This window comes from Paucibacter sp. DJ2R-2 (assembly GCF_025717675.1).
Classification (GTDB): Bacteria; Pseudomonadota; Gammaproteobacteria; order Burkholderiales; family Burkholderiaceae_C; genus Paucibacter_A.
Genome location: NZ_JAJIRT010000001.1, coordinates 21,401 through 43,156, shown reverse-complemented (window position 1 = coordinate 43,156; position 21,756 = coordinate 21,401). Strand labels below are relative to the sequence as shown.

General features: G+C 65.7%; 23 protein-coding genes and 1 pseudogene. 19 read left to right on the top strand and 5 right to left on the bottom strand.

Annotated features, from left to right (window positions below):
* The first annotated feature begins 3 nt into the window (after positions 1–3).
* A complete protein-coding gene (locus LNV28_RS00240; protein ID WP_263517048.1) occupies positions 4–1,134 on the top strand; it encodes an alpha/beta hydrolase family protein in 1,131 nt (376 codons plus the stop codon).
* Between the two features lie 11 nt (positions 1,135–1,145).
* Here the strand turns inward: LNV28_RS00240 and LNV28_RS00235 are convergent, their stop codons facing one another.
* The 4 genes from LNV28_RS00235 to LNV28_RS00220 form a co-directional block, all read right to left on the bottom strand.
* Complete coding sequence (locus LNV28_RS00235) at positions 1,146–1,433, bottom strand: hypothetical protein (protein WP_263517049.1); 288 nt, start codon at positions 1,431–1,433, stop codon at positions 1,146–1,148.
* Positions 1,430–1,714, bottom strand: a complete 285-nt coding sequence (locus LNV28_RS00230; RefSeq protein WP_263517050.1) for a DUF2164 domain-containing protein — start codon at positions 1,712–1,714, stop codon at positions 1,430–1,432. The genes LNV28_RS00235 and LNV28_RS00230 overlap by 4 nt, the downstream gene beginning before the upstream one ends.
* A gap of 71 nt (positions 1,715–1,785) precedes the next feature.
* Positions 1,786–2,832 carry a hypothetical protein gene (locus tag LNV28_RS00225; RefSeq protein WP_263517051.1) on the bottom strand — a complete coding sequence of 349 codons (1,047 nt, stop codon included), beginning with the start codon at positions 2,830–2,832 and terminating at the stop codon, positions 1,786–1,788.
* Positions 2,833–2,979: 147 nt separating this feature from the next.
* Positions 2,980–4,434 (bottom strand): cryptochrome/photolyase family protein, encoded by a 1,455-nt coding sequence (locus tag LNV28_RS00220; protein ID WP_263517052.1) that lies wholly within the window; start codon positions 4,432–4,434, stop codon positions 2,980–2,982.
* Between the two features lie 84 nt (positions 4,435–4,518).
* Between LNV28_RS00220 and LNV28_RS00215 the strand changes: the two genes are divergently transcribed.
* The 10 genes from LNV28_RS00215 (at position 4,519) to LNV28_RS00170 (ending at position 14,101) form a co-directional block, all read left to right on the top strand.
* Positions 4,519–5,097 carry a YqgE/AlgH family protein gene (locus LNV28_RS00215; protein ID WP_263517053.1) on the top strand — a complete coding sequence of 193 codons (579 nt, stop codon included), beginning with the start codon at positions 4,519–4,521 and terminating at the stop codon, positions 5,095–5,097.
* The gene (gene ruvX, locus LNV28_RS00210; protein WP_263517054.1) at positions 5,094–5,525 is read left to right on the top strand and encodes a Holliday junction resolvase RuvX; all 432 of its coding nucleotides are present in this window, start codon (positions 5,094–5,096) and stop codon (positions 5,523–5,525) included. The genes LNV28_RS00215 and ruvX overlap by 4 nt, the downstream gene beginning before the upstream one ends.
* Positions 5,522–6,022, top strand: a complete 501-nt coding sequence (pyrR, locus tag LNV28_RS00205) for a bifunctional pyr operon transcriptional regulator/uracil phosphoribosyltransferase PyrR (RefSeq protein ID WP_102767745.1) — start codon at positions 5,522–5,524, stop codon at positions 6,020–6,022. Before ruvX ends, pyrR begins: the two co-directional genes overlap by 4 nt.
* A gap of 5 nt (positions 6,023–6,027) precedes the next feature.
* Complete coding sequence (locus tag LNV28_RS00200) at positions 6,028–6,990, top strand: aspartate carbamoyltransferase catalytic subunit (RefSeq protein ID WP_102767744.1); 963 nt, start codon at positions 6,028–6,030, stop codon at positions 6,988–6,990.
* On the top strand, positions 6,987–8,300 hold the full coding sequence (locus tag LNV28_RS00195) for a dihydroorotase (RefSeq protein WP_263517055.1): 1,314 nt from the start codon (positions 6,987–6,989) through the stop codon (positions 8,298–8,300). Before LNV28_RS00200 ends, LNV28_RS00195 begins: the two co-directional genes overlap by 4 nt.
* 1 nt (position 8,301) lies before the next feature.
* On the top strand, positions 8,302–9,039 hold the full coding sequence (locus LNV28_RS00190; protein WP_263517056.1) for a lysophospholipid acyltransferase family protein: 738 nt from the start codon (positions 8,302–8,304) through the stop codon (positions 9,037–9,039).
* A 47-nt stretch (positions 9,040–9,086) separates the two neighbouring features.
* Entirely contained in the window at positions 9,087–10,691 is a 1,605-nt protein-coding gene (locus LNV28_RS00185) for a thymidine phosphorylase family protein (RefSeq protein ID WP_263517057.1), read from the top strand.
* Between the two features lie 20 nt (positions 10,692–10,711).
* A complete protein-coding gene (locus LNV28_RS00180) occupies positions 10,712–11,611 on the top strand; it encodes a ribose-phosphate diphosphokinase (protein WP_263517058.1) in 900 nt (299 codons plus the stop codon).
* Positions 11,612–11,686: 75 nt separating this feature from the next.
* Positions 11,687–12,838, top strand: coding sequence for an HD-GYP domain-containing protein (locus LNV28_RS00175; RefSeq protein WP_263517059.1), 1,152 nt, complete (start codon positions 11,687–11,689; stop codon positions 12,836–12,838).
* Positions 12,839–12,985: 147 nt separating this feature from the next.
* Positions 12,986–14,101 (top strand): HD-GYP domain-containing protein, encoded by a 1,116-nt coding sequence (locus tag LNV28_RS00170; protein ID WP_263517060.1) that lies wholly within the window; start codon positions 12,986–12,988, stop codon positions 14,099–14,101.
* A gap of 91 nt (positions 14,102–14,192) precedes the next feature.
* Here the strand turns inward: LNV28_RS00170 and LNV28_RS00165 are convergent.
* Positions 14,193–14,617: pseudogene (locus LNV28_RS00165) on the bottom strand (2,3-bisphosphoglycerate-dependent phosphoglycerate mutase); the annotation flags it as partial.
* A 196-nt stretch (positions 14,618–14,813) separates the two neighbouring features.
* Here LNV28_RS00165 and LNV28_RS00160 point away from each other — a divergent pair.
* The 8 genes from LNV28_RS00160 to LNV28_RS00125 all read left to right on the top strand — a co-directional run bounded on the left by LNV28_RS00160 (position 14,814) and on the right by LNV28_RS00125 (position 21,755).
* Positions 14,814–16,046 (top strand): porin, encoded by a 1,233-nt coding sequence (locus tag LNV28_RS00160; protein WP_263517061.1) that lies wholly within the window; start codon positions 14,814–14,816, stop codon positions 16,044–16,046.
* An 11-nt stretch (positions 16,047–16,057) separates the two neighbouring features.
* Positions 16,058–16,489 carry a type 2 periplasmic-binding domain-containing protein gene (locus LNV28_RS00155; RefSeq protein WP_263517062.1) on the top strand — a complete coding sequence of 144 codons (432 nt, stop codon included), beginning with the start codon at positions 16,058–16,060 and terminating at the stop codon, positions 16,487–16,489.
* Positions 16,490–16,546: 57 nt separating this feature from the next.
* Entirely contained in the window at positions 16,547–18,061 is a 1,515-nt protein-coding gene (locus LNV28_RS25035) for a methyl-accepting chemotaxis protein (protein WP_318013812.1), read from the top strand.
* Positions 18,062–18,189: 128 nt separating this feature from the next.
* Positions 18,190–18,600 carry a rhodanese-like domain-containing protein gene (locus LNV28_RS00145; protein WP_263517063.1) on the top strand — a complete coding sequence of 137 codons (411 nt, stop codon included), beginning with the start codon at positions 18,190–18,192 and terminating at the stop codon, positions 18,598–18,600.
* 71 nt (positions 18,601–18,671) lie between these two features.
* Positions 18,672–18,932, top strand: a complete 261-nt coding sequence (grxC, locus tag LNV28_RS00140; RefSeq protein ID WP_263517064.1) for a glutaredoxin 3 — start codon at positions 18,672–18,674, stop codon at positions 18,930–18,932.
* Between the two features lie 154 nt (positions 18,933–19,086).
* A complete protein-coding gene (secB, locus tag LNV28_RS00135) occupies positions 19,087–19,563 on the top strand; it encodes a protein-export chaperone SecB (RefSeq protein ID WP_263517065.1) in 477 nt (158 codons plus the stop codon).
* 164 nt (positions 19,564–19,727) lie between these two features.
* Entirely contained in the window at positions 19,728–20,756 is a 1,029-nt protein-coding gene (locus tag LNV28_RS00130; RefSeq protein ID WP_263517066.1) for an NAD(P)H-dependent glycerol-3-phosphate dehydrogenase, read from the top strand.
* A gap of 3 nt (positions 20,757–20,759) precedes the next feature.
* The gene (locus LNV28_RS00125; protein WP_263517067.1) at positions 20,760–21,755 is read left to right on the top strand and encodes a Bug family tripartite tricarboxylate transporter substrate binding protein; all 996 of its coding nucleotides are present in this window, start codon (positions 20,760–20,762) and stop codon (positions 21,753–21,755) included.
* Position 21,756 lies beyond the last annotated feature (1 nt).

Here is a 21,756-nt window from a genome sequence, read left to right as displayed (position 1 = left end):
ACCATGCCAGACACCCAGTCTTCCTCTCCGATCTTCGCCGATGAACAGCGCCGCCGGCTGGCCCTGGGGCTGGGCGCGGCCTTGGCGCTCTCGGCCCTTGCGGGCTGCAAGCCCGAGTCCTTTGGCGTCGGAGAGATCGCCGTTGAGACGGGTTCGTCGAGCGCCCCTCAGGCTGCCTCGGCCCCCGACTTCGCCGAGCTGACCGTCCCCGCCAGCCGCTACCGATCACTGGATTTCGATTGGCAGGACGCGAGCCGCCAGCGCGCGGTGCCAGCGCGCCTGTATCTGCCGGCCGAACCCGCGGCAGCGGGCGGCCTGCCTCTGCTGCTGTTCTCGCACGGTCTTGGAGGCTCACGCCGCGGCTACAGCTATCTCGGCGCCTATCTGGCCTCTCAAGGCCTGGCCAGCCTGCATGTCCAGCATGTGGGCAGCGATCGCGGCCTGTGGACCGGCAGTATCTTCAGCCTGGTCGGGCGCTTGCAAGATGCAGCCAAGGAGAGCGAGGCCTTGAACCGCGTCGCCGATGTTCGCTTCGCCCTGGACCAGCTGCTGGCCAGCGAGCAGGGCGCGGGCATCGACCTGCAGCGCATCGCCGCCGCCGGTCATTCCTACGGCGCCAACACCACCATGCTGCTGGCCGGAGCCCGGGTGCAGCGCCAGGGTCAGGTCTTGCCTTTGCTGGAGCCGCGCATCAAGGCGGCCATCCTGATCTCGGCGCCACCTTTCTATGGCGAGAACGACCTGGCCCCCATCCTGCAGGACATCCGCATTCCGACTCTGCACATCACGGCCACCCAGGACGTGATCCAGGTGCCCGGTTACTACTCGGCCGCCGAAGACCGCATCAAGGTCTTCGAAGCCATGGGTGGTCCGAGCAAGGCTTTGGCTGTGTTCGAAGGCGGCTCGCACAGCATCTTCACTGACCGAGCTGGCACTGGCGGACTGGCATTGAACCCGCAGGTCAAGGTGGCCACACGCGAACTGGCCCTGGCTTTTCTGCGCCAGACCTTGATCGAGCCTGCGACCGGCGGGGTGGCGCAAGGCTTGCAGCCTTGGCGGCAGCGTTATGGCCGCATGTTGCAGCGCTGGGAAGCGCCGGCTGGGCCCGCCCAGGCTCTGGCTGGTGTGAACTGAGGCGCGGCGCTTCAGCCCTGGTTGCGCGGGTGGCGGCGGGCCTGGCCCTCGTTGCCGCGCTTGTAGTTGCCGGTGATCTTGGCCATGGCCTGCTGGCCTTGCTCGAAGCTGCCGGTGTTCAGGATGTGCAGCAGGGCGAGGGCGCGGTTGCCGCGCAGCAGGGCCGCCTGGCGGCCGCCGTGCAGCACTTCCAGGCTGCCGTCCTTGCGTTCACGGTGGCTGAAACCCAGATCGAATGGGCGGGTCGGGGCGGGGCTGAAGTCTGCGCCTTCGTCAGCCGGTGCGCTCGGGCCGTTCATGCCTTCTTGCTCCGCGCGCCGGCCTTGCTCTCGTACTTGCGCCAGTACTGGAACTCGTCCTCATGGACTTCGATGTCCAGCTCGGCCACGCGTTGCTGCATGCGCTCTTGCACATCGGCCACCGCCTGGTTGTAGATCACGGGTCCGATTTCTTCGAGGAAAAAGCCCAGCAGGCCGCCGGCAGCGATATTGCCGATGGGCTCGTCCATGTTGTGCTCGAAGTAGCGCTCGATCGAGCGAATCGCTTGCTCGCGGGCGGCTTTGGGGATCTCGATGCTCATCGTGGGTTCAGTCGCTAGTTCGGGGGCGGCCCATTGTCGCCAGCTTCGCCCTCCAGCGCACCGGTCAAGACTCACGGCGCCTTCTTCGCTGCGGCTTGTTCGTTTTCGAATGCCTCGTAGGCGCTGTAGAGTTCGCGAGGGTCCAACTGCCACATGCCCAGCGGGCCATTCACGAATCTCAGGGAGTAGTGGCTGCCAACTGGGACTTGCGCCCAGTACTCGGGCATCTTGACGAAGCGCATGGTCGGCGGCCCTGGAACTTGGGCTTCCAGCAGACCAACTGATTTCACAACAAAGGGGTACATCTGCGCACCTGTTCCAGAGAGTCCTTGGTCGAGGCGCTTGCAGATGGGTATGAAGCACAGACACAGTGCAGCGCCGGCCAAGACTGTGAGCGTCACAGACTCTCGCGCCGGAACCTTGGCGGCCTTCAGGATGGGATACAAACCCGAGGCCAGCACCGCGACGAACGGGATCCAGTACAAGAGGGGCGTGCTTGCGAGTTGAAGCTCATAGGGGTTGAACATGGCGCCATCGAACAAGGCAACCATGATCAAAGCCAAGCTGGCGCACGCGACCATCAAGGAGGCCAGGTTCTTCTCCAGCGCAAAATCCTGACGGGCGCTTTCGGGGAGTTGGTGTTGTGGCGCCAGGCTGAGCATCAGGTCTGCTGTGGCCTCTCTTGAACTCACTGCATTCAATCCGGTATCTGCGCAGACGGCGAGCTTCTGGCCGTCCAGATCAAGCCCGATCCAATGCAGATTGCCGCTGGCCATGCCGACGTTGCCCAGCCAGCGAACGCGCATGCGCGCTAACTCGCACTGTGCCTGGAACTTGCCCTCCTCTGGGAAGCTAGCGCTCAACCTCAAGCCTTGAGGCGAGCGGATCAGGATTCCTTTGCCTTCAAAAGGGCTCAGCTTGAGTCGCTTCTTGAAATGTTCGGGCCGACTGATGTTGATCCGGTACCAGCTGATCCCGGGCTGAATAGCGAGCTCGCGGACCATTCGGTCCTGTTCGGCTTTTAGGCTCTTGTTAAGCAGGTACAGGCGAGCTCCTATGCCGAGGCCCACAATGGTTGTGAACCACATCACCAGATGCAGCAGCAGGTTTGTTGTCATAGTCGGCCCTTCTTGACCTTGCACTGGATTTGCAAAGCAGGCCACGATCCTAACGAATTCGGGTCTTCATATAACTTGGTAGCTACGCTGACCTGAATGAAGTCGCCGGGTCTTGGTTGTGACGGGCGCCTGAGTTTTCTTCCTCGATCAGGTCTCTGGAAGGGCTCGCGATTTGACCACCGCATAGCGCGCCAGCGTGGCCGCGCGCGCCTCGTCGTGGCGCACGATGGGCGTCGGGTAGTCGCGGCCCAGCACCACGCGGCAGGCCTCCAGCTCCAGCGGCTTGGCCAGCCAGGGCGCGTGGATCAGCTTGGGCGGCAGCTTGGCCAGCTGGGGCAGGTAGCGCTTGATGAACTTGCCTTCGGGGTCGAACTTCTCGCTCTGCGTGACCGGGTTGAAGATGCGGAAGTAGGGCTGGGCGTCGCAGCCGCTGGAGGATGCCCATTGCCAACCGCCGTTGTTGGCCGCGAGGTCAAAGTCCAGCAGCTTCTCGGCGAAGTAGGCCTCGCCGCGCCGCCAGGCAAGCCCCAAGTCCTTGATCAGGAAGCAGGCCGTCACCATGCGCAGGCGGTTGTGCATATAGCCGCTCTGGTTCAGCTGCAGCATGGCGGCATCGACCAGGGGGTAGCCGGTCCGGCCCTCGCACCAAGCATTGAACAGGTGATCGGCCGCCGGGCCACTGTCCCAGCGGATGGCGTCGTATTCGGGCCTGAAGGCACGCACCATGGCATGCGGGTGGTGATGCATGACCTGGTGGTAGAAATCGCGCCAGATCAGCTCGGAGAGCCAGACCTCGGCGCCACGGTCGCCGCCCTGGGCGCGCTGCCAGGCCTCGCGGGCCAGGCGCCGGATGGAGATGGTGCCGAAGCGCAGGTGCAGACTCAGGTAGCTGGGGCCCTTGACCGCGGGGAAGTTGCGCGAGGCCTCGTACTGGTCCATGCGGTCCAGAAACTCCGCGAACAAGGCCTCGGCGCCCGAAGCGCCGGCGCCCAAATGCGCGCTCAGGTCCGTGGGCTCAAAACCGATCTCGGCCAGGCTGGGCACGCCGCGGGCCAGGGCCGTGGGTGCCAGGGCCGCCGCGTGGCGGGCCACCGGGTAGCTGCTCAGATAGAAGTCGTTGATCTGGCGCAGCCAGGCGTTTTTGTAGGGCGTGAACACGCCGTAGGGCTTGCCGGCGCCGGTCAGCACCTCGCTGCGCTCGAACACCACATGGTCCTTGAAGCTGCGCAGTTGGCAGCTGAAGCTGGCCAGGGCCTCGGCGACCTGGGCATCGCGGGCCAGGGCGGCGGGCTCGTCGTCGTGGTTGCAGAACACGGCCTGCACTTCCAGCTCGGCCGCCAGGCGCGGGATCTCCTCGGCCGCCCGGCCGTGGCGCACGATCAGGCCGCCGCCGGGGCAGAGCGTGCGCAGGTTGGCGTCCAGCTCGACCAGGCTGCGCAGGATGAAATCGACCCGGCGGTCGCTGCGGGGCAGGGCGTCGAGGATGTCGCGGTCCAGCACGAAGACGCAGAAGACCTGGTCCGCGGCCCGCAATGCCCGGTACAGGGCGGCTTGGTCGTCCAGGCGCAGGTCACGGCGGAACCAGACCAGGGCGCGCGGCATGCTGCCGGCAGGGGCAGCGCATAGATCGGAGGCAATTATTGAGCGCGTCATCCCGATAGTGTCGCCCGCGAATAAAATGCCTGCATGCCTCAAGATCGGATCGTCCTCGCCAACCAGTTCCTGATCGCCATGCCGGGCATGGCCGACGAGGCCTTCGCGGGCAGCGTCATCTACCTCTGTGAACACAATGAAAAAGGGGCGCTGGGCCTGGTCATCAACAAGCCCATCTCCCTGACCCTGGGGCATCTGTTCGAGAAAGTCGAGCTGAGCCCCCCCAGCGAGGCGCTGGCCGCCTCCACCGTCTACTACGGTGGCCCGGTACAGACCGAGCGCGGTTTCGTGTTGCACGAGCCGCTGGACGCCGAGGGCAAGCACTACAACGCCACCCTGGCCGTGCCCGGTGGCCTGGAGATGACCACCAGCCGCGATGTGCTGGAGGCCTTGTCCAACGGCGCCGGCCCGCGCCGCGTGCTGGTCACCCTGGGCTACAGCGGCTGGGCCGCCGGCCAGCTGGAAGAAGAAATCGGTCGCAACGGCTGGCTGACCGTGGACGCCGAACCCAACATCATCTTCGACACCCCGGTGGAGCAGCGCTACGAGCGCGCGCTTGGCCTGCTGGGCGTGGACCCGCGCATGCTGAGCCAAGAGGCCGGCCACGCATGACCGCGCCGGCCCCAGCGACCCCCATTCCCGCACCGGCCGTCGCCGCCGTGCAGACGGCCCTGGCCTTTGACTACGGCAGCCGCCGCGTCGGCGTGGCCTATGGCAGCCGCTTCACCGGCCAGGCCGAGCCGCTGCGCCACATCGCCGTCGAAGGCGAGGCTCGCATGCAGGCGATCGAGAAGCTGGTGCGCGAGTGGCAGCCCCAGGCCCTGGTCATCGGCGTGCCCTTCCACCCCGACGGTGCAGAACACGAGATCACCGCCCGCGCGCGCAAATTTGGCCGCCAACTCAAGAGCCGCCTGCGCCTGCCCGTCTTCGAGGTGGACGAGCGCTACACCAGCGTCGAAGCCGAGAGCCAGGGCGCGCGCGATGTCGATTCGGCCGCGGCCGCCCTGATTCTTGAACAGTTTTTCAGAGAGAACACATGAGCACTTTGCTACTGGATGCCGAGGCGATCTATGCCGATCTGCTGCGCGGCGTGCAAAAACTCTGGCAGCCCGAGGCGGCGCTGGTGGGCATCTGGTCGGGCGGCGCCTGGCTGGCCGAGCGGCTGCAGCGTGATCTGGGCCTGGCCGGCCAGGCTGGCGTGATCTCCAGCTCCCTGCACCGCGATGACTTCGGCTCCAAAGGCATGTCGGCCAAGGCCGACCACACCAAGCTGCCCTTCGAGGTGGAAGGCCGCCACATCGTCCTGATCGACGATGTGCTCTATACCGGCCGCACCACGCGCGCCGTGATCAACGAGCTCTTCGATTTCGGCCGTCCGGCCAGCGTCACCCTGGCGGTGTTGGTGGACCGTGGCGGACGCCAGCTGCCGATCGAGCCGGCCTTCTCGGCCGCGCGCGTGCACCTGCCGGCCGAACAGCGCCTGCGCCTGGCCAAGAGCGAGGACGGCCGATTCAGTTTTGATGTCAAGGAAGGCTGAACGCCATGCTCTCCAAACGCAACCCCCAGCTGAACAAGCACGGTGAGCTGGTTCACCTCTTGTCCATCGAAGGCCTGCCCCAGGCCATCATCCACCAGATCCTGGACACGGCCGGCACCTTTCTCTCGGTCAACGACCGCGAGGTCAAGAAGGTGCCCCTGTTGCGCGGCAAGTCGGTGTTCAATCTGTTCTTCGAGAATAGCACCCGCACCCGCACCACCTTCGAGATCGCGGCCAAGCGCTTGTCGGCCGATGTGCTGAACCTCGACATCGCCCGCTCCAGCACCGCCAAGGGCGAGACCCTGCTCGATACCGTGGCCAATCTCTCGGCCATGCATGCCGATATGTTCGTGGTGCGCCACAGCGAATCGGGCGCGCCTTATCTGATCGCCCAGCATTGCGCGCCCCATGTGCATGTGGTCAACGCCGGTGACGGGCGCCACGCGCACCCGACGCAAGGCTTGCTGGACATGTACACGATCCGGCACTTCAAGAAGGACTTCCGCAACCTGACCGTGGCCATCGTCGGCGACATCGTGCATTCGCGCGTGGCCCGCTCCGACATCCATGCGCTGAACATCCTGGGCGTGCCCGAGATCCGCGCGGTCGGCCCCAAGACCCTGGTGCCGGGCGACCTCAAGGACATGGGCGTGCGCGTCTGCCACGACATGGCCGAGGGCGTGCGCGACGCTGACGTCATCATCATGCTGCGCCTGCAGAACGAGCGCATGAGCGGCGCCATGCTGCCCAGCGCCGGCGAGTTCTTCAAGAACTTCGGCCTGACGCCCGAGAAGCTGGCCCTGGCCAAGCCTGATGCCATCGTCATGCACCCGGGCCCGATCAATCGGGGCGTGGAAATCGCCTCCACCGTGGCCGATGGCGCGCAAAGCGTGATCCTGCCGCAGGTGACCTTCGGCATCGCCGTGCGCATGGCGGTCATGTCCATCCTCGCTGGAAACGAAGCATGAAGATCTTGATCAAAGGCGGTCGACTGATCGACCCGGCCAGCGGCCTGGACCGCATCGGCGACCTGGCCATCGCCAACGGCCGCATCGTCGGCCTCGGCGATGTCGGTGAGTTTTCGGCCGAGCGCGTCATCGAGGCCGGCGGCCTGGTGGTGGCGCCGGGCCTGGTGGACCTGGCGGCGCGCCTGCGCGAGCCCGGCCATGAACACGAAGGCATGCTCGAGAGCGAGCTGGCCGCGGCCGCCGCCGGCGGCGTGACCAGCCTGGTCTGCCCGCCCGACACCGACCCGGTGCTGGACGAGCCCGGCTTGGTCGAGATGCTCAAGTTCCGCGCCCGCAAGCTGAGCCGCTGCCGGCTGTTCCCCCTGGGCGCGCTGACGACTCATTTGAGCGGTGAGTCGCTGACCGAGATGGCCGAGCTGACCGAGGCCGGTTGCATCGGCTTCTCGCAGGCCGACCGCCCCGTTCGCGACACCCTGGTGCTGGCCCGCGCCCTGCTGTATGCGGCCACCTATGACTACACCGTCTGGCTGCGCCCGCTCGATGCCTACCTGTCCGGCGGCGTGGCCGCCAGCGGCGCCGTGGCGACCCGCCTGGGCTTGTCCGGCGAGCCGGTGACGGCCGAGACCGTCGCACTGCACACCATCTTCGAGCTGATGCGCTCGACCGGCGCGCGCGTCCACCTGTGCCGCATCTCCAGCGCTGCCGGCGTGGCCCTGGTGCGTGCGGCCAAGCAGGAAGGCCTCAAGCTCACGGCCGATGTGTCCATCAACTCCCTGCACCTCAGCGATGTGGACATCGGCTACTTCAACCCGGCCATGCGCCTGAACCCGCCGCTGCGCCAGGGCCGCGACCGCGACGCCCTGCGCGCTGGTCTGGCCGACGGCACACTGGACGCGCTGGTGTCCGACCACATGCCGGTCGCCCCTGACGAGAAGAACGTGCCCTTCGCCGAAGCCACGCCCGGCGCCACCGGCTTGGAGCTGCTCTTGAGCCTGGCGCTGCGCTGGGGTCAGGACAGTGGCCTGTCGATGGCGCAAAGCCTGGGCGTGGTCACGGCCGCGCCGGTGCGCGTGCTGGGCAGCGCCCTGGGTTCGCTGGGCGCCAGCGCCGGCCGTCTGGTCGAGGGCGGCGTCGCCGATGTCTGCGTCTTCGACCCGGCAGCCAGCTGGGCGGTCACGCCTGAGCGCCTGAGCAGCCAGGGCAAGCACACGCCGTTTGCCTACGAGATCAGCGGCTTCGAGCTGCCGGCTCAGGTGCGCTACACGGTGGTGGCCGGCCATATGGCCTTCGAAGCTGAGGCTGCCCGCTGAGATGCGAAATCTGCTCGCTGCTTGGCGCTTGCTGCGCTTTGTCCTGCATGTGCTGCACGGGCTCTTGATGATCAAGCTGCTGTTCCCGAGCCTGAGCTTGGGGCAGCGCCACCACCGCATCCGTTGGTGGTCCGGCAAGATGCTGGCGCTGATGGGCGTGCGCCTGGAGTTCAAGGGCCAGGCCCGGCCGGGTGCCAAGCTGATCGTTGCCAACCATGTGTCCTGGCTGGACATCGCCGCGGTCCATGCGGTGCTGCCCGAGGCACGCTTTGTCTCCAAGGCCGATGTCAAGCATTGGCCGGTGGTGGGCGCGCTGACGGCGGGCGTGGGCACCTTGTTCATCGAACGCACCAGCAAGCGTGACGCGCTGCGTGTGGTGCACCAGATGGCCGATGCGCTCAAGGCCGGCGACACCGTGGCTGTGTTTCCCGAGGGCACGACCGGGGCCGGCCCCGAGCTGCTGCCTTTCCACGGCAACCTCTTGCAGGCCGCCATCGCCACCGAGACGGTGATCCAGCCTTTGGCGCTGCGCTGGTATGAGCCGGGCGAGCGCTTCAGCAGCTCGGCCCGATTCATCGGCGACACGACCATGATCGCCAGCCTCTGGACCGTGCTCAAGGCACGCGGCGTGGGCATTGAGATCCAGATCCTGCCGGCCTTGGAGAGCGCGCACGCCGACCGCCGCGCCCTGGCCGAGCATGTGCGCGAGCAGATCGCCGAGGCCCTGGCTGCGAATTGAAACAAGTGCCCGGCGGGCATGGCGGTCGCGTCCGTTACAGTGTCCGAATGAGCGCGACCCCGGTTCCCAAGAGCTCGCTGCCCAAGAGCTCGCTGTCCATCCGCCGTGTCGGCATCGACACCTGGCGCGAGAACGTGGCCTATCTGCACCGAGACTGTCCGGTGGTTCGTGCCGCCGGTTTTCAGGCCCTGTCCAAGGTCGAGATCCATACCAACAACGGTCAGGGCCCGCGCAGCATCCTGGCCGTGCTCAATGTGGTGGACGACGAGCGCATCGTCAGCGCCTGTGATCTGGGCTTGAGCGAAGAAGCCTTTGCCCGCCTGGGCGTGGCCGATGGCCATGCGGCAACGATTGCCCATGCCGAGCCACCCGGCTCCATCGCCGCCTTGCACCGCAAGATCGATGGCGAACGCCTGGGCCGCCAGGATCTGGCCGCCATCATCCGTGACGTGGCACAAGCGCGTTACTCCAAGATCGAGCTGGCCGCTTTTGTCGTGGCTACCAAGCAGTATGAGCTGGACCGCGAAGAGGTCTTGCACCTGACCGAGGCCATGATCGCCGTCGGCCGACGTCTGGACTGGAAGGGCCAGGTCGGCGCCGGCCCGGTGGTGGACAAGCACTGCATCGGCGGCATCCCGGGCAACCGCACCTCGATGTTGGTCGTGCCCATCGTCGCCGCCCACGGCATGCTCTGTCCGAAGACCAGCTCGCGCGCCATCACCTCGCCCTCGGGTACGGCCGACACCATGGAGGTGCTGGCGAATGTGGAACTCGGCTTCGAGCGCATGGTTGAGATCGTGCGCGCCACCCGCGCCTGCCTGGCCTGGGGCGGCACGGCCGATCTCTCGCCGGCCGATGACATCCTGATTTCGGTGGAGCGGCCCCTGTCCATCGACTCGCCGGGGCAGATGGTGGCCTCCATTCTTTCCAAGAAGATTGCAGCCGGCTCCACCCATCTGGTGCTGGACATCCCGGTGGGCCCGAGCGCCAAGGTGCGCTCCATGGTCGAGGCGCAACGGCTGAAGAAGTTGTTCGAATACGTGGCCGGCCATTTGCGCCTGCAGATCGATGTGGTGCTCAGCGATGGCCGCCAGCCGATCGGCCGCGGCATCGGCCCGGTGCTGGAGGCGCTGGATGTGATGCAGGTGCTGCAATGCGACCCGGCCGCGCCGCAGGACCTGCGGCAGAAGGCCTTGCGCTTGGCCGGGCGCATGATCGAGTTCGACCCCGATGTGCGCGGCGGTGAGGGCGACGCGATCGCCCGCGACATCCTGGACAGTGGCCGTGCCCTGGCGCAGATGAATGCCATCATCGATGCCCAAGGTCGGCGCGTGGCAGCTCCTGGGGTTGGCGCGCTCAGCTTTGAGGTGCTGGCGCCCCATGAGGGCCACATCATCGCCATCGACAATTTGCGCATTGCCCGGGTCGCGCGCCTGGCCGGTGCGCCGCAGGTGGCGGGCGCCGGCCTGCTGCTGCTCAAACGCCTGGGCGAGCCGGTGAAAGCCGGCGAGCCGCTCTATCGCATCCACGCCCAATTCGAGGCCGATCTGCAGTTTGCCCGTGAGCTGGCCGAAAAAGGGTCGGGCTGTCAGATCGGCCGGCTCGACCAGCTGCCTCATGAATTTGCCAGCGGCTCTTTGTTTTCCATCTGAATGAAAGTGTTTCGCCATCTATGAGCGATCTTCTGCATTCCCGGGCTCTGCTGCTGGCCTTCGAAGACGAGGGCCCGCTGGCGCAGGAGCTGGCCGAGTCCTTGGGCCTGCCTCTGGCCTTCATCAGCCGTCACCGTTTCCCGGATGGCGAGCTGCGCCTGGTCTTGCCCAAGCCTTTGCCGCCCACGGTCTTCCTCTTGCGCGGCCTGCAGCAGCCCAATGAAAAATTGGTCGAACTCTTGATCGCTGCGCCGACCGCGCGCGAGCTGGGCGCCGACCGCCTGGTGCTGGTCTCACCCTATCTGGCCTATATGCGCCAGGACATGGAGTTCACGCCCGGCGAAGCCGTCAGCCAGCGCCACATCGCCCGCTTGCTGGCCCAGCAGTTCAACCATGTGATCACCCTGGACCCGCATCTGCACCGCATTGCCAGCCTCGATGAGGTGATGCCGGCCGGTGCCGGCTTTGCGCTTTCGGTGGCGCCGGTGCTGGGTGCCTGGATTGCCGCGCATGTGCCGGGCGCGCTGCTGATCGGGCCCGATGAAGAGTCGGCGCAATGGGTCAGCGAGGCCGCCGCCGCCGGGGGCTTGGACCATGCGATCGGCCGCAAGGTGCGCCACGGCGACCATCAGGTCGAGCTGGCTTTGCCGCAGCTGGAGGTGAGCGGCCGGGCCGTTGTGTTGCTGGACGATATGGCCTCGACCGGCCGTACCTTGATCGGCGCGGCCCAAGGCCTGCTGGCCCGGGGCGCGGCCTCGGTCGATGTGGCCGTGACCCATGCCTTGTTCAACGGCGATGCCTTGCCGGCCCTGCAGGCGGCGGGCGTGCGCCATGTCTGGAGCAGCAACAGCGTGCCGCATGGCAGCAATGCGGTCAGCATCGTGCCCTTGCTGGCCGGTGTGTTGAGGCGCTGGTTGTGAGCTGAAGCTGAGTCCTGCTGGCCCGCAGGATCGGGCCCGACTGTCTTTCTTCTTCATGAGGAGTGGCTGAGCGCGATGCAATTGCTGAAGTTGGTGGCCGAGCAGGTCCAGGTGGCCGTGCCCTTGCCCTTCAATGTGCGCGATGCCTCGGGCGGTCTCTTGCTGGCCTGTGGCCAGAAGCTGCACAGCCAGGGCCAGTTGCTGTCCTTGCTGGAGCGCGGCATGTATGCCGATGTGCAGGAACTGCGTGCCCTGCAGGCCGGTCAAGAGATACCTACCGAAGCCCCTTCGCTGGCCTCGCGTTGGCAGCAGGCGGTCTGGTCGCTCGACGTGATGCTCAAGACCCTGCCGGATGCCGAGCATTTTTTGAGCAACTGCGACGAGGTGACCACCGAGGTGATCACTCTGGCACGGCAGGACGGCGATGTCGCGCTTTACCAGTCGGTGCGCCAGGAAAACCAGCAGCTGCGTCTCTACGGCCTCACGCATTCCCTGCACGTGGCCACGCTCTGCCTGATGGTGGCACAGCGCCTGGGCTGGCCCGAGGAGCGGCAGCGCTGCGCTGTCAAGGCGGCGTTGACCATGAACGCCAGCATCATCGAATTGCAGGGCCGCTACGCCATGGCCGGCGGTCGCCTGACCGAGAGTCAGCGCGAGCTGATCCGCCGGCACCCCGAGGACGCTACCAAGCGCCTGCGCGCGGCCGGCACGGCCGACGAGGAATGGCTGGCCGCCGTGGCCCAGCACCATGAGCAGCCCGGTGGGCGGGGCTATCCGCGCGGACTGAGCGAGGTGGAAGAACTGGCGCGGCTTTTGCGCCTGGTCGACGTCTTCATGGCCAAGATCAGCGCCCGCACCCAGCGCCCGGCCATGGACATCAAGCTGGCTGCGCGCCAGACCTATGAGATGGCGCCTGGCGATGTCATGGTCGCGGCCCTGATCAAGGAGTTCGGTATGTATCCGCCCGGCGAACTGCTGCGCCTGGCCAGCGGCGAGCTGGCCGTGGTGGTGAGGCGCGGCGCCAGCCTGCAATGCCCGCTGGTCATGAGCCTGGTCGATGCACAGGGCAAGGCCTGCAGCGAGCCCATCTGCCGCGACACCGCGCGGCCTGAGCATGCGGTGGCCGCCGTGGTGGCGGACAAGAGCTTGCTCGCACGTGTTCCGAGCGAACGCCTGTACGGGCTGTATGGCCTGCACGGCCTTGATGCGCTGAACCCCCTGCACTGAGGGGCGTCGCTCCTTGCTTGTGCGCTAGCTGCTCCGCGATGAGCGGCGTAGACTGGTGCGACAAAAGCCGCCTCGCCCACGAGGCCGGTACAGGGAGCTTGAGGCCGAGCCGACCTAGGGCCGCTCGACCGCGTCGGAGTCCGCATCATGCAGTTGCTGAAGCTGGTCGCCAAGCAGCTCGCCATCGGTGAGCCCTTGCCCTTCAATGTGCGCGATGAGCTGGGCAGTCTCTTGCTCGCTTGTGGTCAGGTGCTGCGCAGCGAGGCGCAGCTGGAGATGCTGCTGGGCCGTGGCATGTATGCCGATGTCGAGGAAATCAAGGCCCTGGCGGCCGGACGCAAGGTTGCGGTGGCCACGCCGACCGTGTTCGCGCGCTGGAATCAGCTGCCTTGGTCGCTCGACGTACTGCTGAAGCATGTCAGCGTCGAGGCCGGCTTTCTGGCGGCCGGCGAAGAGCTGGCCCATGAGCTGATCAAGTTGGTGCAGCGCGACCCCGACCTTGCTTTGTTCCAGGCCACGCGGCAGGAGTCCCATCAGCTGCGTAGTTATGGTCTGACACATGCCGTGTTTGTGGCCGCTGGCGTGCAGTTGCTGGCGCAGCGCCTGGGCTGGAGCGAGGCGCGCCAACTCACGGCGGTGCAGGCGGCCTTGACCATGAACCTCAGCATCGTCGATCTGCAAGGCCGCTTTGCCGTGCATGGCCGCATGACCGAAGAACAGCGCGCCCAGCTGCGCGCCCACCCCGACACGGCCGAGGCGCAGCTGCGCGAGGCTGGGGTCACGGACGAAGAATGGCTGCAGGCGGTGCGCGAGCATCACGAGCATGCCGACGGCCAGGGCTACCCCCGTGGCCTGAGCGAGGTCTGCGAGCTGGCCGAGTTGCTGCGCCTGATGGACGTGTTCATGGCCAAAATCAGCCGGCGCGAGTCGCGCCCGGCGCTGGGCGCCAAGGAGGCGGAGCGCCAGGCTTACGCTTTGATGCCGGGCAGCCCGCTGGTGGCAGCGCTGATCAAGGAAGTGGGCATCTATCCACCGGGCGAGGTGGTCAGCTTGGCCAGCGGCGAGCGCGCGGTGGTGATCCGCCGCGGTGCCAGCATGTCGACACCGCTGGTGGCCGCCTTGACCGACCGCAAAGGCTTTCCGGTGACCCAGACGCCCAAGCGCGATTGCGCGCAAGCTGAGTTCGCCATCGCGGCGGTGGAGGCCGACAAGTCCTTGGTCAGCCGCGTGCCGCTGGAGCGGCTTTACGGCTTGATCAGCTGAGGGTTGTCGACCCTTCTGGGCTCAGGCCTTGCCCTGGCTGGCCAAGGCTGCCGCAACCTTGGCAGCAGCTTCGGTATCGCCGAGCGGATAGCGGCAGGACGCGGGCGACGGTGTCCTTCAGACATTCGGTCGGCGGAATGTCCTCGGGGCTCATCTTGGCGTGGCGGCGCTGCGGCTTCAGACGAGCCATTGCTCGTCGCCGTACTGCTTGCCGATGTCCGCCTTACTCAGGCCTTGCAGCGAGCCGCCATGGCGCTTGTTCAGGCGCCAGCTGTGGACAACAGGCAACCCAATGCAACCGATTTGATCCAAACAATGCCAAAGCGTCCAAACCGCACGCTTGCGCATCGAGGTGTAAGCCATATCAAAGTCCAGGCCGGCATTCTTGGACTATCGGTTGGCTGGTTTGGCCTGCTTTACGCCGGTGGGGGTCAGGTCAATATCGGTCCAGTCGGTGAAGTGGTTTTTGAGATTCCAGGTGGATTCGCCACGGCGAATGAGCACGAGTTTGTACATGGACCTTGCTTGATAGGGCCGCCCGATTTGGGCCGGGCGGATTTCACGGGCCTGCTATCGCAAGCCGTGTTTCACGCTTGCTTGCGTTTCGCACTCAAGTCTGTGGCGTCGGGGCCGACAACGTCTGTACAGAGCGGGGCGTTGGGCGCACATTTGTGCGGTCACGCTTTTTTAGCAGTTCAAAAAGGAGACATTCATGAGAATTGGAACGAGCTTGTTCCTGACACCCATGGCCTTGGCCATGTTCACTTGGGCGGGTTCTGCCACGGCGCAAGCCTCCGGCGACTCGGCATTTTCATTCTCAGGTTTTGGTACCTTGGGGCTGGTTCAGACCAGCAATGACAAGGGCAAGTACGCTCTGTACGGCCAACCGCGCGGTGCCGACAAATCGGCCACCGGGGAAGTGGACAGCAAACTGGGCCTGCAGGTCACTGCTCGCGCCAACGCTATGTTCTCCGGCACCGTGCAGGTGCTGACCAAGCAGGACGGCAAGGGCAAGTTCACACCGGGCCTGGAATGGGCCTTCGTCAAGGCTCAAGTCTCGCCGAATCTGGCCTTGCGACTCGGCCGTATGGGCGGCCCCTTCTTCGCTGTATCGGACTTCCGAGATGTTGGCTTCGCCAACACTTGGCTGCGCCCCCCGCAGGATGTCTATGGCCAAGTGCCGGTCAGCCACTTTGATGGTGCCGATCTGAGCTACCAGACCACCCTCGGCTCGGCCACCGTGACTGCTCAGTTGTACGGCGGCAAGTCCTCGAACTATGTCACCAACAACAAAGTTGAACTGGACAAGGTCATAGGCATCAACGCCACGGTCGAACTCGACGGTGGCCTGACCTTGCGCTTCGGCCACGTCGACAGCAAGTTGACAGTCCACAGCAGCACCTTGGCGGGCATCGTCGGCGCACTGCGCAACCCGGCACTGGCTGGCTTGAGCCCGGCTTTCGCAGCCCTGGGCAATCAGCTGGACGGCACCGACAAGAAGGCCACCTTCACCGGTATCGGTGCCAGCTACGACCAAGGCGATTGGCTGGCCAATTTTGAGTACACCCAGCGCCGCACCGACTCCTATGTGTCAGACACCAACGGCTGGTACCTGACCGTGGGCCATCGCTTCGGCAAGTTCACGCCTTATGTGACGGTGTCCGAGCTCAAGGTTGCCGACGCCAATGCGGTCAACAACATCCCGGCGCCGACGCCGCAGCTGGCCGGTCTGAAAGCGGGTGTCAATCTGGTGCTGGCCGGTCAGGCCATCGGCCAGAAGACCGGGGCGCTTGGTTTGCGTTGGGATGCGTATCGAAACATCGCCTTCAAGGCGCAATTCGAACGCATCTCGCCCAAGACTCAAGGCCTGTTCCTGGTGCCGACCAACGGCACGATGGTCGGCAAAACCAGTGTTTACAGCATCGCTGTGGACACGGTGTTCTGAAGGAGCCGACCATGAAAAAACTCAAGCAATTCCAGGCTTGCGCAGCTCTCATGCTCTTGTGCGCTTTGCCCTTGGCTCAGGCCCAGGTGGCCGTGATCGTCAACCCAAAGAACGCGGCCGCCAGCATGACGGCCGACCAAGTCTCCAACATCTTCCTCGGCAAATCCAATACCTTGCCCAGTGGCGCTGCTGCTGCTGCCGTGGACCTGCCGGAAAGTGCCGCCACACGCGACCAGTTCTACAGCAAAGTCACGGGCAAGCAGGCCCCGCAGGTCAAGGCTGCCTGGTCGCGCCTGGTGTTCTCTGGCAAGGCCACGCCGCCTAAGGAACTGGCTTCGGCTGCCGAAGTGAAGAAGTTCGTCGCCGCCAATCCGGATGCGATTGGCTACATCGAGAAATCCGCCGTCGACGGCAGCGTCAAGGTGGTCTTGAGCGTAGACTGATTTCGCGCTCAACCCTGGTGCGCCGATGGGCTGGGCGCACATGCACTGGAGGTTCGAATGAATGTAAAGACCAGAATCTGGCTCTTGCCTGTGTTTGCTGCACTGATTTTCGCCATCGGCATCGCCGTGGTCTGGGCCTTCTCGGCCCGGACCTCGTCAGCCATCAATGCGGTCGGCAGTGTGCACTACCCGTATGTTGACGCGACGACGCAACTGGCCGCCCAGCTGGAAGCCTTGGGCGCCACCATTCAAAGTGCCGTGGCTGAAGGCGAGAAAAAGCGTCTGGACGAGGCCAAGGAACGCGCGGCCAGCATCCAAAAGCTCCTGACGGCGATTGCCAAGATTGAGGGCAAGGCCGAAACGGGTGCCAAGCTGAAGAAGGGCTTTGATGCCTACTTTGCTGCCTCGGTCGACACGGCGGAGTTGTTCCTGGGTATCAAGCAAGGCGATCAAGCCGGTGCGATTCCCAAGATGCAATCGGCCTTGAAGGCGCTGGAAACTGAGGTCAAGGCCGCGCGCGTGGAAGCCAGCGAGGGCTTCGACAGCGGGCTGCTCAAGGCCGAGGGCGGCGTGTCCGCCAGCTTGCTGGCCATCTTCGTCAGCGGTCTGGTGGTGGTGGTGTCGCTTGGTGTCGGTTCTTTCCTGGTGATCGGCAGCGTCTGGAGACAGCTCGGCGGCGAGCCCGAGTACGCCCGCGATGTGATGCGTCAGATGGCCGATGGCGATCTCTCGCAAGACATCCAGGTGGCGCCTGGTGCTGAGGGCAGCTTGCTGGACGCCGTGCGCGCCATGTCGCAAGGCTTGGCCGCCATCGTCAGCGATGTGCGCATGGGCACGGACTCGATGTCGGTGGCCTCGCGTGAAATCGCGGTCGGCAACCATGACCTCTCGGTGCGCACCGAGAAGCAGGCGACGTCGCTGGAACAGACCTCGGGCAATATGCAGACCCTGACCGATACCGTGCGGCAGAGCGCCGATGCGGCCGCCCAGGCCAACCAGCTGGCGGGTTCCGCTGCCACGGTGGCACGCAAGGGTGGTGAGGTGGTCAGCCAAGTGGTCTCCACCATGGAAGAGATCAACACCAGCTCCAAGAAGATCAACGACATCATCGGCGTCATCGATGGCATCGCCTTTCAGACCAATATCCTGGCGCTGAATGCGGCCGTGGAAGCGGCGCGTGCCGGCGAGCAAGGCCGTGGCTTTGCCGTGGTGGCCAGCGAAGTGCGCTCCCTGGCGCAGCGCTCGGCCGAAGCGGCCAAGGAGATCAAGTCCTTGATCGGCGCCAGTGTCGACCGGGTTGAGTCGGGCAGCCGCTTGGTGCGCGATGCCGGTGCCACCATGACCGAGATCGTGGCCAGCGTGCAGCGGGTGTCGGACATCATCGGTGAGGTCACAGCCGCCTCGGGTGAGCAAAGCCAAGGCATCGGCTTGGTCAACCAGTCGGTGGTGCAGCTCGACCAGATGACGCAGCAAAATGCGGCGCTCGTGGAAGAAGCCGCAGCGGCGGCCAGCAGCCTGGAGCAACAAGCCCAGGCTCTGCAGGCCGCAGTCGCGACCTTCAAACTGCGCTGATTGAGCCCGGCGGCGCACTCGCCGCCAACCCGGGCCCACGAGGGTCTTCAAGCCCGCCGCTGCTGAGCACCGGCGGGCTTTCTATAATCAGGGTCTTCTTTTCACGGACGCCTCACGGACGCAGCCCTTTGAACTTCTTGCTCGACAACTGGATTTTGGTCTTGGCCGCGCTGACGTCTGGCGGCCTTTTGCTCTGGCCCACGGTGGCTCAGGGCGCGCAAGGTGCGGCCGTCAACACGGCTGAGGCGGTGCGTTTGCTGAACCGCGAGAAGGCGGTGGTGATCGACGTCTGCGAGCCGGCCGAATTCGCCGCCGGCCATGTCGCCGGTGCTCGCAACGTTCCTCTGGCGGCGCTGGAGGGTCACAAAAGCCTGCCCAGCAACAAGACCTTGCCCCTGGTCGTGGTCTGCCAGAGCGGTGCTCGCGCTGCCCGTGCCGCGGCACAGTTGCGCAAGCTCGGCTACGAAAAGGCACAGCCTTTGGCCGGCGGCTTGAGCGCCTGGCGTGAAGCGAATCTGCCGGTCGAGAAGGCCGCCTGAGTTTGGCGTGCGGCAGTCGGGTCAAAGTATCTGAGCCGAGTCAGCTTCCCTAGTTTTTCGAGGAATGGGCCATGAGCCACGTCAAGATGTACACCACCCTGGTCTGTCCCTACTGCGTGCGGGCCAAGGCTTTGCTCAAGCAGCGCGGTGTTGAGCAGATCGAGGAAATTCGTATCGATCAGAACCCGGCCGAGCGAGACGCCATGGTGGCCCTGACCGGTCGCCGTACCGTGCCGCAGATCTTCATCGGCAGCACCCATGTCGGCGGTTGCGATGATCTGATCGCGCTCGACCAACGTGGTGGTTTGCAGGTTTTGCTGCAAGCGGCCTGAGCGGACCGCACTGGGCGGATTGGGCTTGGCGCCCGACCGCTGCTTTTCAAGAGCGGGCAGACCCCCACAGACTGAAATATTCGCTGCGCCATAATCGGCGCCGCTGCCCGCAGCACCGACGCTGGCGGGCCTTTACTTTTTTTGGAAACCCATCATGGCCGAAGAGAACAACACCCCCGTCTTCCAGATTCAGCGCATGTACCTGAAGGATCTGTCGCTGGAACAGCCCCACGCGCCGCAGATCCTGCTGGAGCAGACCCAGCCCCAGGTTGATATCAACCTGGCCCTGGCTGCCGAGCCGGTGGCTGAAGGCATCTTCGAGGTGGCGGTTACTGCCACCGTCACGACCAAGGTTGGCGACAAGACCTTGTTCCTGATCGAGGCCAAGCAAGCCGGCATCTTCGAGATCCGCAATGTGCCTCAGGAACAGACCGAAGGCATCCTGGGCATCGTCTGCCCCCAGATGATTTACCCCTATCTGCGCGCTGTCGTGTCGGACGTCTGCACCCGCGCTGGCTTCCCGCCGGTGCTGCTGACCGAAGTCAACTTCCAGGCCATGTTCGAAGCTCAGCAGGCTGCGCGCGACGCTGCCGCCGGTGGCGATGCCGCCGTGGCTCCGACGCTGAACTGAGCGTCTGGCCGGTGCTCGGCCGTGCGCCCGCAGGGGCCGTGGCCCGCGGCGACTGCCTTTGATTCACGACGCCCCCGCTGTTCGACGGTCGGGGGCGTTTTGCATGGTTCAAGCAGAACCCACCAGTAGGTGTGGAACGCATGTTTGAGGATTAAGCTGCAGCCATGAAGATCAGTATTCTTGGTGCCGGTGCCTGGGGCACGGCTTTGGCGGTGCAGGCCGCCGCCCGTCATGAGGTGGTGTTGTGGGCGCGCGATGCGGCGGCCGTGGCCGCCATGCAGGCCGAGCGCCGCAACCGGGCCTATCTGCCGGACACTCGGTTGCCGGACGCCTTGCAATTGGAGGCCGATCTGGCGCGCGCCGTGGCCCACGCCTGCGACGGCGAAGCGCCGGGGCTGGTCGTGGTCGCCACGCCCATGGCCGGCTTGCGCGCCATGCTGGCTTCGCTGCCCGACGGTGCTCAGGTGCTCTGGCTGTGCAAAGGGTTTGAGGCCGGCACCGGTTTGCTCGGCCATGAGATTGCCCGCGCCGTACAGCCGCGCCTGCGCGTCGGCATTCTGTCCGGGCCCAGCTTTGCCCAGGAAGTGGCGGCGGGTCAGCCGACCGCGCTGGTGGCCGCCAGCGAGGACGAGGCTCTGGCCCAGGCGGCTGTCGCGGCCTTCCACAGCGAGCGCCTGCGCGTCTACACCTCGGTCGATCCGGTCGGCGTCGAGGTCGGCGGCGCGGTCAAGAACGTGATGGCGATTGCCGTCGGTGCGGCTGATGGCCTGCGCTTGCGCGCCGAGGCGAGCGGCCAATTGCTCGATGCCCCCGGGCTCAATGCCCGCGCGGCCCTGATCACCCGTGGCCTGGCCGAAATGCTGCGTCTGGGCTTGGCGCTGGGGGCGCGCGGCGAGACCTTCATGGGCTTGTCGGGCATGGGTGATCTGGTGCTCACCGCCACCGGCGATCTGTCGCGCAACCGCCGGGTCGGCCTGCTGTTGGCCGATGGCCTGCCGCTGGCGCAGATCCTGCGTGATCTCGGGCATGTGGCTGAGGGTGTTTACAGCGCGCCAACGGTGCTGGCTCGCGCCCGCGCCAAGGGTGTGGACATGCCCATCACCGAGGCGGTGGTGGCGGTTCTGGAAGGGCGTCTGAGTCCCGTCGATGCGGTGGACCTGCTGATGGGCCGCGAGGCCAGGGCCGAGCACTGAGCGATGGCCGCCAGCCTGAATCTCAACTCGCGCCGACGCTTGCTGCTGGCCTTAGCCAGCTTGTTTGGTTCAAAGGCCGCCTCGGCGGCTGACCCGGTCTGGCCAGCGGCCCGGCCGATCAAGCTCATCGTGCCCTTTCCCGCCGGCAGCTCGCCCGACCTGGTGGCCCGCTGGCTGGCCGAGCCGCTGGCGGCGGCCCTTGGGCAAGTCGTGCTCATCGACAACCGACCCGGTGCCGGCGGCAATATCGGTACCGGCTTGGCCGCCCAGGCCGCAGCCGATGGCTACACCTTGCTGCTGACCATCCAGGGGCCTCTGGTCACGGCGCCCCTGCTCAACCCCAAGCTGCCGTACGACCCGCTGCGCGATCTGCGGCCCATCGGCCTGGTTGCCAGCTCACCCAATATGCTGGTGCTGGGTGCCGGCGTGGCCGCACGCGATTGCGCTGATTTTGTTCGTCAGGCCCGAGCCCAGCGCGGCGCCTGGAATTACGGCAGCGTCGGCAATGGCAGTGCCTCGCACTTGGCCATGGAGTCGTTCAAGGCGCGCAGCGGTTTGGCCATGACCCATGTGCCCTATGCTGGCTTTCCGCAGGTGCTCAATGCCTTGCTCAGCGGCGAGTTGCAGGCGGCCTTCATGGTGCCAGGTCTTGCCATGGCGCAGGTGCGTGCCGGCAAGCTGCAGGCGCTGGCCGTCAGCAGCCTGGGGCGGGTGGCGTCATTGCCGGAGCTGCCGACCTTGGTCGAACTGGGCTACCCCGGCTTTGAGGCCATTTCCTGGCAGGCCTTGATGGCGCCGGCGCGCACGCCGAATGCCGTTGTCGAGCGCCTGTCGGCCGAGTTGCTGCGCATCTGTCGCAGCGAGTCCTTCCGCAACAAACTTCTGGGCCTGTACTTCAGTGCCCAGGGTACGGCGCCCGAAGGCGCGCTCAATCTGATGCGCTCCGACCGCCAGCACTGGGCTCAGGTGATCAAGGCCGCAGGCGTACGCGGCGATTGAG